The sequence below is a fragment of the Pseudarthrobacter sp. alpha12b genome (assembly GCF_054130495.1).
Window position 1 is genome coordinate 427,005 of record NZ_CP196746.1, and the last position, 15,719, is coordinate 442,723.

Consider the following 15,719-nt stretch of genomic DNA (forward strand, 5'->3'; position numbering starts at 1 on the left):
CGCCGTGCCGCAGCCTGAGGCCGCAGCCGCCACCCTTCCATTCCAGCGCAACAACGAAGGCACACCCATATGTCTGACGGCACGTCCAGCGGCACCCCGCTGACCCGCCTCACAGAGCGTCTCCAGCAGCTCTTCCACCGGAACGGCCGCCCCACCCGGCTGCACCCTGCAGCGGTGTGGTCCGAGGCCAGCAGCACCGCGCTCCTCGCCCTGGCGCCCGCCTGGCGGGCTGTCCGGGACAACTGGCTGAAGTATGCGTGGCCTGTGCTGTCCGTGGTCAGCATTTTGGGCTGGTCCGTCCTGGCCGCCGCCATCCTGCTGTGGACCACCGGCCAGGCATTCGGCTGGCAGGAAGCCACGGCGGCGTCCATTGCCGCGTTCGCAATGTTCGTGATCGCGGTGGCCTTCATCCTGGGGAGGTCCTCCTACGGCGTGGTGCTGGACCTTGCCCGCACCCGGGTGGCGGTAGGGGACAGCGCCGTCGGCAGCATCGCCGTCTCCAACACCTCGTCCCGGCCCCTGCTGCCCGCCGCGCTGGAACTGCCGGTGGGCAGCACCACGGCCGTCTTCCACCTGCCCCGGATGAAGCCCGGCCAGGTCCACGAGGACCTGTTCACCATCCCCACCGCCCGGCGCGCCGTGATCGTGGTGGGACCGGTCCGCTCCGTCCGCGCCGACCCGCTGCACCTGCTGCGCCGCCAGGTCCTCTGGACCGAGCCGGAGGACCTCTTCGTCCACCCGCGCACCGTTGCCCTGGCCGGGTCTGCCGCCGGATTCATCCGCGACCTCGAGGGCATGCCCACCACAGACCTCTCCAGTGCCGACGTCTCCTTCCATGCCTTGCGCGACTATGTGCCCGGCGATGACCGCAGGCACATCCACTGGAAGACCACGGCCCGCACCAACAAACTCATGGTCCGCCAGTTCGAGGAAACCCGCCGTGCCCACCTGGCCATTTCGCTGTCCATCAACACCGAGGAATACGCTTCCGAAACCGAGTTTGAGATGGCCATCTCGGTGGCCGCCTCCATCGGCCGGCAGGCCATCCGTGAGCAGCGGGAACTGGACGTCCTGACCCAGAAGGGACCCCTGCGCTGCGAAACCGGCCGGAACATGCTCGATGACATGACCCGGATCGTCGGCACCCCGATGCGCCGCACCGCCGTCGACCTTGCCCGGACGCTGGCCGACACTGTTCCCAACGCCTCCGTGGTGTTCTTCGTGGTGGGCAGCAATGTCACGGCAACCCAGCTCCGTTCCGCCGCCGCCTCCGTCCCGCCCGGCGTGCGCAGCCTGGCGGTACGGGTGGAAGCCGGTGCGGCCCCCACGCGGGCCAACATCGCAGACCTCACTGTCCTGACGCTCGGCGACCTGGCCGACCTTGCCATCGTGCTGAGAAAGGCGGCGGCATGAGCACCGCACCGGGCCGTTCCCCACAAACCCAGTTCCCGCAATCCCGCACCCGCCGCAAGGCTGCCAACACTGAGTCGGCGTTCGCGGACGGGCAGCCGCTGTGGCATTTCCTGCTCGACGCCGGGGCACTGGTGGTCCTGCTGGGCCTGGGCCTGCTCGGCTTCGGCCTGAGCTTCGGCGGCGACCCGTACTACCTGCTGTCCGGATTCGGCGGCATCATCCTGGGTTTGGCCATCGGCGCTGCCAACGCGCACCTGCGCCTGGGCCTGCTGATCACCACCGCCCTAGCCCTTGCCGCCTACCTGGTGTTCGGCACCTGGCTGGCGGTTCCGGACGCCGCCATCGCCGGCTTCGTCCCCAGCCTGGATTCGCTGCGGACCCTGCTCCTGGGTGTCGTGTTCGCCTGGAAGGACATGCTCACCGTGGGCGTGCCGGTGGGAACTTCCGGCGGCGTGCTCATTGTCCCCTTCCTGAGCTCGTTGATCACGGCGCTCGTGGCGGCGGTTCTGACCTGGCGCTCCAAAAGCCCCTACCTTCCCCTCCTGCCGGTGCTGGTCCTGTTCGTCACGGGCATCGCCTTCAGCACCAACGCCGCGTTCCTGACCCTTGAACGCGGCATCGGCCTCACCGTGCTCGGCATCGCCTGGGCAACCTTCCGCCGGGACGCCCTGCGGCGGAACAGCACCCGCCGGGTGTCGGTCAACAACCCGCAGACGGATACGGCCGCCACACGGCGCGCCAGGATCCGCCGGCTGGGCATGGCAGCGGGAGTCATTGCCGTCAGCGTTGGCGTCACCGCGGTGGCCGCACCGCTGGTCAGCGCCGGAGAGGACCGGAAAGTCCTCCGCAACGTGGTGGTGCCGCCGTTCGACCCCAAGGATTACATCACGCCCCTTGCCAGCTTCCGGACCTATGTGAAGGACAAGAAGGACGACACCCTGTTTGTGGTCAAGGGCCTGCCACGGGACGGCCGGGTCCGGCTCGGCGCTTTGGACGCCTTCAACGGCACCAACTACAACATGGACCCCAACGGCTCCGGCAACTTCAGCAAGGTGGGCGATGCCAAATCCATCAACACCCTCGCCGATTCATCCGGGGTAGTGCCCACCAACGACTACTCGATCAGCATCAACATCGAGGATTACCAGGGCTACTTCGTCCCGGGCGGCCGAAAGACCACCGGCATCAGCTTTGACCAGTCCGGTTCTGCCGCGGCCGCGGGCCTCTATTTCAACCCGGGATCCGACACCGCAGTGACCACCAGCGGACTGTCCCGCGGCGACTCCTACAGCGTCCAGGTTTCCGACCCCGTCAAGCTCGAGCACGGGCAGTTGACGCAGTACGACTTCGCCAAGGTCTCCCTTCCGGACGCCCTGGAGGTGCCCCCAGTGGTCGGGTCCCAGGCCAACGACCTGTCCGCCGATGCGCCGACCGCCATCGACCGGGTGCGCCAGATCGAAGCCCATTTCCAGAAGACCGGGGCCTTCAGCAACGGTTTGGTCAGTGAGGGCCAGTTGCCCAGCGTCTCCGGCCACGGCTCGGCCCGCATCCGCAGCCTGCTGACGGCCAAGCAGATGCTTGGTGACGACGAACAGTATGCGGTGGCCATGTCCCTGATGCTCCGGCACCTGGGCATCCCGTCCCGCGTGGTGATGGGGTTCTACCCTGAGCCGACCAGCCCGGAGAACGGCGCAGGCGAGGTGAAGATCACAGGCAAGGACGTCCACGCCTGGGTAGAGGTCGCATTCGAGCGGGTTGGCTGGGTCAGCTTCGATCCCACCCCGCCCAAGGACAACATCCCCATCCCGCCGGACCCCGAGAACAAATCCAAGCCCAAGCCGCAGGTGCTGCAGCCGCCGCCCCCGCCCCAGGAGCCCGCGGACCTGCCGCCGGACTCTTCACCGGACGCGCTGGACGCTGACCAGAAGAAGAACAACCCCTGGCTGTTCTGGGGCGCCCTCCTGGGTGCGCTGGGCGTCGTCGCGATCCCCCTGGTGATCCTGGCCCTTCCGCTGTTGCTGATCGCCCTGTTGAAATCACGACGACGGAAGTCGCGTTTCCGCGACGGCCACCCGGCCCAGCGCGTGGGCGGAGGATGGAACGAGGTGGTGAGCCTGGCGACAGACCTGGGCGCCGCCGTCGACACCCGCTCGACGCGGCGCGAAAGCGCTGCCGTCCTGGCCGAAGCGTTCCCTGCCACCCAGGGAACCACCACCATGCTGGCGCGCCGGGCGGACGCCTCCATCTTCGGAGCGGGGGAGCCCACCGAGGAGGAAGTCCACGAGTACTGGACCATCGTTGATGGGTCCCTCAAGGAGATGACCTCCGGTATGGGGTTCTGGCGCCGGCAGCAGGCACGGTTCTCTCCCCGGTCGCTGCTTGCCGACGCCCGCACCGCGATGAACTCCGGCAACGGCCTCAGGTTGGGCGGCCGCCTGCCGTTGCCGTCAGTGGGCGGAATCCTTGCCGCGCGCCGCCGTCGTGTTGCCGGCGGGCAGGCACCCGCAGACCTGGCGGGCACCCAGCGTCAGGAGCCCAACACGGGACCCACCCAGCAAGGACCACACCAGCAAGGACCAAACCAGCAGTGATGCCCGACGCCGAACGCTGCCCGCGCTGCCAACAGCAGATCCGCGCGGGAGCCACCTTCTGCACCGCCTGCGGCGCGCCGCTGCCCAACCGGGCGGCGCGCCGCACCCGCACCCCGGACCCGGTAGTGGGCCAGGCCAGGAGTGATGCCCGGGAGGCGCGCCCCGCGCACACGCCCGGGATTCCCGGTACTATCCCGGTAGTAGAAAGGCCCCCGGCAGGTCAGCCGGCGGGCACCGCATTTACGGGCACCGCGCGCAGGAGTACCCTGCACGCGGGCACCGGGCCGGGCAAAACCGGCGGTTCCACCAGGGTGGAGGCCGCTCCAGGGGGAGGAACGGGAATGGCAGTGAACCTTCAGCTTGTTCCGGCTGCGGCGGGCAAGCGGCTTGGCGCTGCCGTCATCGACTGGCTGCCCGGGGTTGCGGTGCTGGTAGTGACGTTCGCCATCGGATTTGCCGGGGTCACCCGGACCAGAAGCGGCGGCTTCATCGTTTACGACACCTCATCCCTGGTGCTGTTTGGCGGGATCGGCCTTGGCCTTACGCTGGCTTACCTGTTCGTGGTGCTCGGCCTGGAATCCCGTACCGGCAAGACACCGGGCAACCTGCTGATGGGCATCCGCAGCGCGGACCAGGACGGTTACGCGCCCGGCGCCGGGGCTGTATTCCTGCGCGGACTCATCACCGGGGCCGGCATCCTGCTGGCCGTGTTGGCGGCGGTGCTGGTTGTGGTCTTCAAGTGGTTTGACGCCGCCCTGTTCATCCTTGGCCCGCTGCTCCTGGTGGGTGCTGCCTGGGCTGTGCTGGTGGTGGTTTCCAACCGCTGGGACAAGAACGGCGGGCTGCGGGGCTGGAATGACAGCGCTGCGAAGACCCTGGTGTTCGACGTCAAGGCAGGCAGGGACCCCATCACCACCGGCGGCATCCAGGGCCCCTACAGCTTCGCGCCCCTGGACCTCCCGCCCGTGCAGCAGGTGCTCTCCCCGGTGGCCGGCGCCAACGCGCCGCACGCTGCGGGCCCTGAAACCGCCCAGCCCCAGGCTCCGCTGCCGCAGGCCCCGGCGCCCGATAACCCGGCGCCCTATAACCCGGCGCCCGTCGCACCCGTGGCGCAGGCAAAGGCGCCCCAAGCCCCTGCACCCCAATTCCAGCCACCCCAAGTACCCGCGCCATCGGCCACCATGCCGTCGCAGACAATGCCCTACACCTCACCGTCCTCCTTCGCGCCGCCCGCCGCTTCCGCCCAGGGTGCACCGGCAGGCCTCGCCCCCGGTTCCGCCCAGGGTCCGGCGGGGGGCCACCGGATGCCTCCGCCGCACGTGGACGACGACGTCGAACGCACCCAGGTGCGCCCCGGGACCGGCGGCCCGGCCCCCGTTGCCGTCCTCCGCATCCGCTTGGACGACGGCCGCGATTTCCAGCTGGACCGCAACGTCCTGGTGGGCCGCAACCCCGTGGGCCAGGCAGGCGAACAGCGCGCCCAACTGCTGGCCGTGGACGATCCCGGCCGCTCCATCTCCAAGACACACCTGCACCTGCTCACCGACGGCGCAGGCATCTGGGTGACCGACCGACAGTCAACCAACGGAAGCGCCGTCACCACCCCGGACGGCCTGCGCACCCCCCTGGTGCCGGGCGTCCCCACGTTTGTTACCCCGGGATCCAGCGTGCACTTTGGAGACCGTACCTTTTACCTAGGACAGGCATGAACCAGCACCCCGCCAGTGTTTCCCCACCAAACCAGCCGGGGCCGGGCCTCAGCCTCACCTACGGCTATGGAACGGACAGGGGACTCCGCCGGGAGCTGAACGAGGATTCCTACATCGCGGCCGATCCCGTCTTCGCCGTGGCTGACGGCATGGGCGGGCACGAGGCCGGCGAAATCGCCAGCGGCCTGTGCGTGCGGGCACTGGCCGGGATGCCCCAGGTCAGCACGGGGGAGCGGAGCATCACGGCCGCCGTGGTCCAGCAGTACCTGGTCCGCGCTGACAACTCCATCCGCGAAGCCACCGGCGCCCGCGCCGGCACCACCCTCACCGGCGCTGTGCTCGTGGAGCAGATGGGCATGCCGTACTGGTTGGTCCTGAACATCGGCGATTCGCGCACGTACCGGCTCAGCCAGGGCCGGTTCGAGCAGATCAGCGTGGACCACTCCGAGGTCCAGGAGCTGGTGGACGCGGGCGAGATCACCGCCCAGGAAGCCACTGTCCACCCCCGACGCCACGTTGTCACCCGGGCCCTGGGCACGGGGGACGAGACGGAGGCGGACTACTGGCTCCTTCCCGTCGAGGAAGGAGACCGGGTCCTGGTCTGCTCCGACGGCCTCACCGGGGAATTATCGGACGGCGACATCCTCCGGATCCTCAGCACCGTGGCCGAGCCGCAGGACGCAGTGGACGCCCTGATCCAGGCTGCCCTGCGCAACGGCGGCCGGGACAACGTGACGGCCATCGTGGTGGACGCCAGGAACATAGCGAACGACGACGGCGCGGGCACCACCGCACCCCGCCTGACCTCCGCGGACGGGGACGAAGTGACGCTGCCGCGGCCGCTGGCGTCCGAAACCGTCACGCAGCCGCTGCCCGCACCGGTGGAGGACACCACGGACCAGGACGGGGAGCCCGGACGATGACCGGCGCCAGCTACGTCCCCGGCACATGGCTGGGCATTGTCCGCTCCGGAACCGCCGTCCTCCTGGGCCCTGAGACGCCGCCCGAACTCGCGGGTGCCATCTGGGAGCTCCTGGACGGACAGCCCGAGCCGCACGAGGTCCTGGCCGCCGTGACCAGCAGCTCCGGTGGATCGCTGACCCGCATACCGTCCTTTGGCATCCTTGACTTCAATGGGTCATTGCGGGTCTTCCTGCGCGGTGACCTGGACCTGACGGTGGAGCAGCCCGGAGGTCCGGTGGACCTCGACGGCCGCGACGTGACCACCTGGAACGAGCGCAGGTTCGTTGTGCCCGGAAAGTGCTGGCTGGGCATGGCCTCCGGTGGCAGCGGCACCGCTGGGCAGGCGGCGGGACGACCCGGCCTGCCGCTGGTTGGACATCCCCACGTTGAACTGCCGTTGGGGGAGGGCGTGGTGCTGCTGCAGTCCCTGACCCTGGGCGCACCGGCCGGCCCCGCCGCTGTTGCCGGCCCCGCCGCTGTTGGTGGTTCGGCTGCCGCGGGTGGTTCGGCTGCACAGGGTGGTTCGGCTGCCGCAGACCGCGCGGAACCCAGGAGTGCTTCGGCCGGCGCAGATGGCCCCTTCGCTGTGAATTCTTCCGGCGAAGTGGACGGGCCGGCCGATATCCATCAGGCCCTTGCCGCGGAGGCCGTACCGGCAGATGCCGGTGAACCGGCCGAAGATTCCCATGACCGGCCTGAAACTGTCACGCCGGCTGCTCCTGCCGCGGACGTGCAGCAACCTGATGCCATGCTGGATCCCGTACCCGCCGTGCATGACCTTGACCCGGAAGCCACCATTGCCCCGGGCGCGATTATCGACGTTGACGGCGATCTTGTTGAGGAAGCCGGTGGCCCGGAATCGGCCGCGACAGGCGCCGGGCCAACCGGTGCTGCCCCGAACCAAGGTGATGAAGTTCCAGCTGCGGAGATGACCACGTCCTACGACCACCTGTGGGACCGCACCGTGATACGGAACATCGAGGATGCCGCCGTGCGCGAAGACCCCGACGCCGACTCCGGGCACGTTGTGCCGCAGCAACAGCCGGCACTCCCCGCAGCCGAGCCGGTGCCTGCCCTTGGTACAGCGGAGGACGCGGCCAAGGAAGGGCCGCCAGCCGGTTCCGGGCCAGGAGCCGAAACAAACGGTCAGGCCGGCCCTGCTGCAGGTTCGGAGGATGACGCTGCCACCCCGCCGCGTCCTGCCTCCACTGGAGTCCTCATCGATTCCGTCCCCTGGCGCACCGGGGGAGCGGCGACCAGCGCGGCGCCGGCACCGAGCGGCGGCAGCCATGCCCCCGCCCAGGACCCTGCAGCCGCGCAGCATCCTGCTCCAGCCTATGAGCCTGCCCCCGTCCACGACCCGGCGCCGCGCAACCCGGTGCCCCACAACCCGGTGCCCCACAACCGTGTCCCAAATCAGGAACCCGCCGCAGGCTTCGACCCCGATCACGATGGCCAGACGGTCATGAAGAGCAGCCTCGCGGGAACGACTGCCGGTCCGGCGTCGACCGCACCTGCCGCGCAGCAGGATGACGCCGGCGGCCCGCTGGTGCTTGCCCGCGTGTGCGCCCAGGGCCACGCCAACCCGCCCACCCGTGCCCAGTGCAGCGTCTGCGGCGCCGCCTTGTTGCCTGACGCGGTGCAGGTGGCGCGTCCGCGGCTGGGCCGGATGCGGCTGTCCACCGGAGACCTGCTGGACCTCGACCAGTCAATGGTCATCGGCAGGCAGCCATCGGTGTCCCGGGTCCAGGGCGGTGTGATGCCGCGGCTGGTGCAGGTGGCCAGCCCCGGCGGCGACATTTCCAGGTCCCACGTTGAGGTGCGGCTGGAGGGCTGGCATGTGATGCTCTGCGACCTTAAAGCCACTAACGGCACTGTCCTGGTCCGCGAAGGCCAACCGCCGCGCCGCCTCGCCCAAAACGAGATGGCCATCCTGCTCGACGGCGATATCGCGGAGCTGGGCGACAACATCTCACTGCGTTTTGAGGAGATTCCTTGAGTTCCAAACGGCCCGTTGCGCCGCCGCCCCGCATTCCGGGGTTCACCTACATCAGCCTGCTCGGCTCGGGCGGGTTTTCCGACGTCTACCTGTATGAACAGGACAGGCCGCGCCGGAAGGTCGCCGTCAAGGTACTGCTCTCGGACCTGAAGACCGAGGGCGCCCGGCGGCGCTTCGAGTCAGAGGCCAACCTCATGGCCCAGCTGTCCTCGCACCCGTACATCGTCACCATTTTCGAAGCGGAAGTGACGGACGACGGGCACTCCTACCTGGCCATGGAGTTCTGCTCCCGGCCCAGCCTGGACGTGCGGTACCGGCGGCAGCGCTTCAGCGTCGATGAGGTCCTGGCCGTCGGCATCCAGGTGGCGTCCGCCGTCGAAACCGCCCACCGCGCCGGCATCGCCCACCGCGACATCAAGCCGGCCAACATCCTGGTGACGGACTACAACCGCCCCGCCCTCACCGACTTCGGGATTTCGGGCACCCTTGCCGGGGACTCCGACGACGACTCGGGCATGTCCATTCCCTGGTCCCCGCCTGAGCAGTTCCGGGACGGCAGCGTTGACGGCGTCATGGTGGACGTCTGGGCTCTCGGCGCCACGCTTTACACGCTGCTCGCCGGCCGGTCACCCTTCGTCATGCCGGGGGCGGACAACTCCCAGCGCGAACTGATCAACCGGATCAGCAACACTCCACTGCCCCGGCTGGGCCGTCCGGACGTACCGGAGTCGCTGGAACTGGCCCTGGCAACGGCCATGGCCAAGTCGCCGCAGTCCCGGTACTCCTCTGCGCACGCCTTCGCCCTGGCCCTCCAGCGCATCCAGGCGGAGCTCAACCTGTCGGTCACGCCCTTCGAGGTCCTGGAGGAGCCCCAGCAGGAGGAGAGCCACCCGGACGACGGCACCGAGGAGACGCGCGTCCGCAGCATTGCCGCCATCGATCCCGAGCGGACCGGCAGTGCGCCCACCTTCCCGGCCCGAACCCGCCCCGGCCTTCCCGGCGCCGGGACCGACGCCACGGGACGCAGGGGTGGCGCCGTCCCGCCGTCGAACTTCACCCCCGGCGGCCCCAGCCAGTGGCGGCCGGCCCCGGCGGTGCCCTCCATCCCGGCAAGTCCCGCCGGAACGGGTTCCCGCGGGGCAGACGCGGCCGACGGCGGCGGGCGGGGGGAGTGGGCCCAGTCCACCGTCCTGCGCGGCATCCCTGGCGCGGCGAACTACGGTGCCCCGGTAACGGACGCCGGTCAGGATACCTACACCGCCGACGCAACCGTGCAGCGTCCCGTGAACGTGGACCAGCCCCAGGCGGCGCCGGCGGCTGACCACGGCAAACGCAACCTCTGGCTCGCGCTGTCCGGCGGGACCCTCCTGGCCTTGGCGGCAGTGGTGGGCATCGTGGTGGCCAACACTGCTACCGGCACGCCCAAGGTCGCGGAAACCCAGCAGGTCAGCAAGCCGCCGGCTGATGCGTTGGACAGCGGCACCGTCCCCACTGTTCAAGGGCTCTCAGCGGCACGAAAGCCCGAAGACCCTAACATCATCATCTTCTCCTGGACCAACCCGCAGCCCAGGGAGGGCGACAAATACAAGTACCGCTCCAAATCGGCCAAGGCGGACGGCCCTTACGAAACCACAAACACCGCGAAGGCCTTTATTTCCGGGTTAGGCCCACCTCCCATTTGCCTGGAAGTGATCCTGGTGCGGGCAGACGGCAGCGCCTCGCCGGAAGGCCCGGACTCCATCGCTTGCCTGGAGGATTAACCGGCTGATGACGCAAACACATTGCCCACTGAGGAGGCACAGATCATGGGGGATCTAGCGATCGATTTCTGTGGTGAATGGTACGAGCCGTCGGACGAGGACGTCTTCAACATTGGCCGCGAGGGCGACCTTGAGGTGGACGACAACCCGTACCTGCACCGGCAGTTCCTGCAGGTGGCCCGCTACGACGGCATCTGGTGGCTCAGCAACGTGGGCAGCATGCTCTCCGCCACCGTGGCTGACGCTTCCGGCGGCATGCAGGCCTGGCTGTCACCCGGCGCCAGGATTCCGCTGGTGTTCAGCCACACCAATATCATCTTCACGGCCGGCCCCACCACCTACGAGTTCGCCGTGCACCTGAAGACGCCATCCTTCCGCCAGGAAGCCCGGGAAGGCGCCAGCAGCGGCGACACCACCATTGGGCCTGTGGTCTTCACCGACGCGCAGAAGGCACTCATCGTGGCGCTCGCCGAGCCGGTGCTCCGGCGCGAAGGCACCGGTTTCAGTACCATCCCGTCCTCCGCGGCCGCCGCGAAAACCCTGGGCTGGGCACTGACCCGCTTCAACCGAAAACTGGACAACGTCTGCGACAAGCTTGACCGGGTGGGCGTGGTGGGGCTGCGCGGGGGTGGCGGGAAGCTCGCCACCAACCGCCGCGCTCGCCTGGTGGAACATGCCGTCACCACCCACCTGGTGACGTCCGCTGACCTGTACCTGCTTGAAAAGATGAGGGGCGTGGACGAAGGATGAGGATCCGCCTGACACTCCGCCGCGAACCCGCCGACGCCAAGGACCTGGCCGTCACGGTGGACGGCATGGCCACGGTGGCCGATATCGCCACCGTGCTGTGGGCTGCCGACCCGGATCGCAAGGGCACGCCGGCGCCGGACAACCTTTCCCTGCGGATCGACGAAGCCTTCGTGGGCGCCGGCATCACCGGAAACATCCTGGCCCGCGAGGACAACCTCCTCGAATCGGGCCTGCGCCCGGGATCCGTGGTGTCACTGGCCCAGGTCAGCGAGCAGTTCCACGAACCCGGTGCCAGCCGCGGACCGGCCGCCGCAACCCTGCGCGTGCTGTCCGGGCCCGACGTCGGACGTGAATTTTCGCTGCCCACCGGCACCAGCTACATTGGCCGGGACCGGGACGTGGACATCCGCCTGACGGACCCGCTTACCTCCAAGCGGCACGCCCGCATCACGGTGGGCGAAAGTATCGAAATCGTGGACACCAACTCCGCCAACGGCCTCCTGATGGATGGACTGCCCGTCACGCGTGCCACCCTGAACTCCTCCGACACGGTGACCCTGGGGGACACCACCGTCACCGTGGTGCCGCTGGGGCACAACCACGCGGCAGCGCCGACGTCGCCCCTTGTGGACTTCAACCGCTCCCCGCGGGTGGTGCCCCGTTTCGACGTACCCAAGCGGATCCTGCCCGCCGGGCCCAAGCGCCCCGAGGACCACCCCTTCCCCTACATCATGCTGGTGGCACCCCTGATGATGGGCGCTGTCATCTTCGCGGTCACGCAGAACGTGCTCTCCATGGTGTTCATGCTGATGATGCCCCTGTTCATCGTTGGCCACTACGTCGACCAGAAGATGCGCAGCCGGAAGCAGCAGAAGGAACAGCTCAAGCAGTTCCGCGCCTCGATGGCCGCCTTTAGGCAGGACCTCACCGAGCTGCAGCAGGTGGAACGGGCGGTCCGGCTCCAGGAAGCGCCGTCCGTCAGCGACACCGTGGACGCCATCTACAAGCTCGGACCGCTGCTGTGGACGCACCGCCCGGAGCACTCGTCGTTCCTGGGCCTGCGGTTCGGGCTGGGGACCGCACCGTCCCGCATCCCGCTGGAAGAACCGTCCAACAACGACACCGAAGTCCAGTACGCCCGCGAAATCCAGGACTGCATCAAGCAGTTCAGCGAGATCGAAGGCGTTCCCGTGATTTCCCAGCTGCGCACCTCCGGCGCCCTGGGCATTGCCGGTGCCCGCGGCCTGGTGGACGACGTTGCCCGCGGCATGGTGCTGCAGCTGGTGGGCCTGCATTCCCCGGCCGAGGTGGTCCTTACCGCCATCACGTCCGCCCAGTCCCGGGAACGCTGGAACTGGCTGCAGTGGCTGCCGCACGTGGGCTCGGGCCACAGCCCGCTGGGCGGAGACCACCTTGCCGCCGGTTCCGCCGGCGGCTCCTCCCTGCTGGCCAGGCTCGAGGACCTGGTCGATGCCCGCGAGGCAGCGGCCAAGCGGTCCGGCCCTGACCTGCGGCCCGGGATCGACCCGGGCAAGCATGAGCTGGAAGAGCCGGTCCTCCCGTCCGTGCTGGTCATTGTGGAGGACGACGCTCCCGTGGACCGCGGCCGCCTCACCCGGCTGGCCGAACGGGGACCCGACTGCGGCGTCCACGTCCTGTGGGTAGCCACGGACATCCAGGCGCTGCCGGCGGCCTGCCGCGACTTCATGGTGGTTGACGGCGACCACGGCACCACCACCGGCCAGGTGCGCCTGGGCCGCCACACCTACCCGGTCAGCTGCGAGAGCGTGGACGCGGAGCTCGCGGCCCAGCTCGCCCGGATGCTGGCACCCGTGGTTGATGTGGGCAAGCCCGTTAACGACGATTCCGACCTGCCGCGTGCAGTGTCCTATGCCACCCTGATCGGCAAGGACTTCCTGGACAACCCCCAGGCAGTGGCCGAGCGCTGGACGGAAAACAACTCGGTGCACGCAACCGCCGTGGCCAACCGCAAGGACAACGGCACCCTCCGGGCCCTGGTGGGGTCCAAGGGCATCGAGCCGCTGTACCTGGACCTGAAGAACGAGGGGCCGCACGCCCTGGTGGGCGGCACCACCGGCGCCGGTAAATCCGAGTTCCTGCAGTCCTGGGTGATGGGCATGGCCGCCGCCTACAGCCCGGACCGCGTCAGTTTCCTGTTCGTGGACTACAAGGGCGGCGCCGCGTTTGCGGACTGCATCAACCTTCCACACACCGTGGGCCTGGTGACGGACCTGTCCCCACACCTGGTGCGCCGGGCCCTCACATCCCTGCGCGCCGAGCTCCACTACCGGGAGCAGCTGCTGAACCGGAAGAAGGCCAAGGACCTGCTGGCCCTGCAGCGGGAAGCGGACCCAGAAGCCCCGCCGTACCTGATCATCATCGTGGACGAGTTTGCCGCACTGGCCAGCGACGTTCCCGAGTTCGTGGACGGCGTGGTGGACGTGGCCGCCCGTGGCCGCTCCCTGGGCCTGCACCTCATTCTGGCCACCCAGCGCCCGGCCGGCGTCATCAAGGACAACCTCCGTGCCAACACCAACCTCCGCGTTGCACTGCGCATGGCCGATGAGGACGACGCCACGGACATCCTGGGCGTCCCTGATGCCGCCTACTTCGACCCCGCCATTCCGGGCCGCGGCGCCGCCAAGACCGGACCGGGCCGCATCCAGGGATTCCAGACCGGCTACGCCGGCGGCTGGACCACGGACAAGCCACAGCGGCCCCAGATCGATATCGTGGAAATGGCGTTCGGTTCCGGTCCCAGCTGGGAAGCGCCGGCCCCCGCAAAGCCTGTTGCCCAGGAACCGGCCGGACCCAACGACATCGCCCGGATGACCTCCACCATCGTTCACGCCGCGGACACCCTGGCCATCCAGCCGCCGCGCAAGCCATGGCTGGACGAGCTGGCCAAGACCTACGACTTCTCCAAGCTGCCCAACCCCCGCACGGACGAACAGCTGCTGCTGGGCGTTGCCGACGATCCCGTGCACCAGGACCAGCCCACCGTGTTCTACGAACCGGACCGGGACGGCAACATGGCCATTTACGGCACAGGCGGTTCCGGCAAGTCCGCCGCCCTCCGTGGCATCGCAATCGCCGCGGCGGTCACCCCGCGCGGCGGTCCTGTCCACGTGTACGGAATCGACTGCGGCTCCGCCGGGCTGCGGATGCTGGAAGAACTTCCGCACGTGGGGGAGATCATTAATGGCGACGACGTCGAACGGGTGGGGCGGCTGCTGCGCCTCCTGCGGGACATCGCCGAGCTGCGGTCCGCCCAGTTCGCCGAGGTGCGGGCGTCCACCATCGTGGAGTACCGGAAGCTGGCCAACCGGCCGGACGAGAAACGCATCTTCGTCCTGGTGGACGGCATGTCCGCGTTCCGGGAGGCGTACGAGCACAGCAAGCTTTCCGGGCTCTGGGACATCTTCCTGCAGCTGGCCACCGACGGCCGCACCCTGGGCATCCACCTGGTGGTTACGGGGGACCGGCCCAACGCCGTCCCCGCATCGCTGCTGGCCTCCATCCAGCGCCGCCTTGTCCTGCGCCTCTCCTCCGAGGATGACTACATTTCCATGGACGTTCCCCGGGATGTCCTCACGGCAACGTCGCCTCCGGGCCGTGGCCTGCTGGACGGGCTTGAAGTCCAGTTGGCCGTCCTGGGCGGCAACTCGAACCTGGCCCTGCAGGCCCGGGAAGTCCACAAGCTCAGAGAAGCCATGCTGCGGCAGGGCCTGGATACGGCCCCCGGCATCGAACGGCTCCCCGAGCAGGTGGACCTGGATGTCCTGCCCGCCGGCAACCCGGACCTGCCAGTGATCGGCGTGGATGACGAGTCCCTGCAGCCTGCGGAGATCATGGCACGCGGTCCGCTGCTGCTGGCCGGCCCGCCTGGTGCCGGGCGGACCGTGGCCCTGGTCAGCCTGGCCTACGCGCTGCGCCGGTCCAACCCCGCCACCGAGCTGATCTACGTCGGGTCGCGCCGGTCCGCCGTCGCCTCCCTGCCCATCTGGAACCGCTCGGTGGTGGGACCGGACGACCTCGCCGAGGTGGTGGAGGACCTGGTGGAGCACTCCACCGGCAACCCGGGGACGGTGGCCTTCTTCATCGAAGGCCTCACGGAGTTCACCGACACCATTGCAGAATCCGGCATGGCGCAGCTGGTCACGGCGTCGCTGAAGGCGGATCAATGGGTGGTGGGCGAGTCCGAGTCCTCCACCTGGTCCAGCGCCTGGCAGCTTGCCCAGCCCTTCAAATCCGGGCGGCGGGGCCTGCTGCTCAACCCGGGGGACATCGAAGGCGACAGCCTGCTCAACACCTCCCTGGGCCGGGTCAGTCCCGACTTCATCCCCGGCCGCGGATACGTGGTGGGACGCGGCAAAGCACGGAAAATCCAGGTGGCGCTGCCACCTGAAAACCGGGACTGAACAGGCCCGATGACAGCGGGGCCGCTGCTGCGGCGGATTTGCGGCCCCGCTGGCCGCTGTAGAAGACTACCGGGGACACCAGAAAGCCGCGG

General features: G+C 68.9%; 8 protein-coding genes and 1 pseudogene. All 9 read left to right on the plus strand.

Going from position 1 to position 15,719, the window contains the following annotated elements:
* The first annotated feature begins 69 nt into the window (after positions 1-69).
* The 9 genes and pseudogenes from ACTAQI_RS01855 (at position 70) to ACTAQI_RS01895 (ending at position 15,627) form a co-directional block, all read left to right on the plus strand.
* A complete protein-coding gene (locus ACTAQI_RS01855) occupies positions 70-1,413 on the plus strand; it encodes a DUF58 domain-containing protein (protein ID WP_457949177.1) in 1,344 nt (447 codons plus the stop codon).
* Positions 1,410-4,004 (plus strand): transglutaminase-like domain-containing protein, encoded by a 2,595-nt coding sequence (locus ACTAQI_RS01860; RefSeq protein WP_457949178.1) that lies wholly within the window; start codon positions 1,410-1,412, stop codon positions 4,002-4,004. The genes ACTAQI_RS01855 and ACTAQI_RS01860 overlap by 4 nt, the downstream gene beginning before the upstream one ends.
* Positions 4,004-4,081: pseudogene (locus tag ACTAQI_RS01865) on the plus strand (zinc-ribbon domain-containing protein); the annotation flags it as partial. The gene ACTAQI_RS01860 and the pseudogene ACTAQI_RS01865, both read left to right, overlap by 1 nt.
* 264 nt (positions 4,082-4,345) lie before the next feature.
* Positions 4,346-5,713: an RDD family protein gene (locus tag ACTAQI_RS01870; protein ID WP_457950964.1), complete on the plus strand. Its 1,368-nt coding sequence runs from the start codon at positions 4,346-4,348 to the stop codon at positions 5,711-5,713.
* Entirely contained in the window at positions 5,710-6,636 is a 927-nt protein-coding gene (locus tag ACTAQI_RS01875) for a PP2C family protein-serine/threonine phosphatase (protein WP_457949179.1), read from the plus strand. The genes ACTAQI_RS01870 and ACTAQI_RS01875 overlap by 4 nt, the downstream gene beginning before the upstream one ends.
* A complete protein-coding gene (locus tag ACTAQI_RS01880; protein WP_457949180.1) occupies positions 6,633-8,675 on the plus strand; it encodes an FHA domain-containing protein in 2,043 nt (680 codons plus the stop codon). Before ACTAQI_RS01875 ends, ACTAQI_RS01880 begins: the two co-directional genes overlap by 4 nt.
* Complete coding sequence (locus ACTAQI_RS01885; protein ID WP_457949181.1) at positions 8,672-10,435, plus strand: protein kinase domain-containing protein; 1,764 nt, start codon at positions 8,672-8,674, stop codon at positions 10,433-10,435. The genes ACTAQI_RS01880 and ACTAQI_RS01885 overlap by 4 nt, the downstream gene beginning before the upstream one ends.
* A 45-nt stretch (positions 10,436-10,480) precedes the next feature.
* Positions 10,481-11,185, plus strand: coding sequence for a hypothetical protein (locus ACTAQI_RS01890; protein ID WP_457949182.1), 705 nt, complete (start codon positions 10,481-10,483; stop codon positions 11,183-11,185).
* Positions 11,182-15,627, plus strand: coding sequence for an FtsK/SpoIIIE domain-containing protein (locus ACTAQI_RS01895; protein WP_457949183.1), 4,446 nt, complete (start codon positions 11,182-11,184; stop codon positions 15,625-15,627). Before ACTAQI_RS01890 ends, ACTAQI_RS01895 begins: the two co-directional genes overlap by 4 nt.
* Positions 15,628-15,719 lie beyond the last annotated feature (92 nt).

Coding starts and splice junctions, on each gene's coding strand:
- ACTAQI_RS01855 (WP_457949177.1), top strand. CDS start 70: ATGTCTGACGGCACGTCCAGCGGCACCCCGCTGACCCGCCTCACAGAG.
- ACTAQI_RS01860 (WP_457949178.1), top strand. CDS start 1,410: ATGAGCACCGCACCGGGCCGTTCCCCACAAACCCAGTTCCCGCAATCC.
- ACTAQI_RS01870 (WP_457950964.1), top strand. CDS start 4,346: ATGGCAGTGAACCTTCAGCTTGTTCCGGCTGCGGCGGGCAAGCGGCTT.
- ACTAQI_RS01875 (WP_457949179.1), top strand. CDS start 5,710: ATGAACCAGCACCCCGCCAGTGTTTCCCCACCAAACCAGCCGGGGCCG.
- ACTAQI_RS01880 (WP_457949180.1), top strand. CDS start 6,633: ATGACCGGCGCCAGCTACGTCCCCGGCACATGGCTGGGCATTGTCCGC.
- ACTAQI_RS01890 (WP_457949182.1), top strand. CDS start 10,481: ATGGGGGATCTAGCGATCGATTTCTGTGGTGAATGGTACGAGCCGTCG.
- ACTAQI_RS01895 (WP_457949183.1), top strand. CDS start 11,182: ATGAGGATCCGCCTGACACTCCGCCGCGAACCCGCCGACGCCAAGGAC.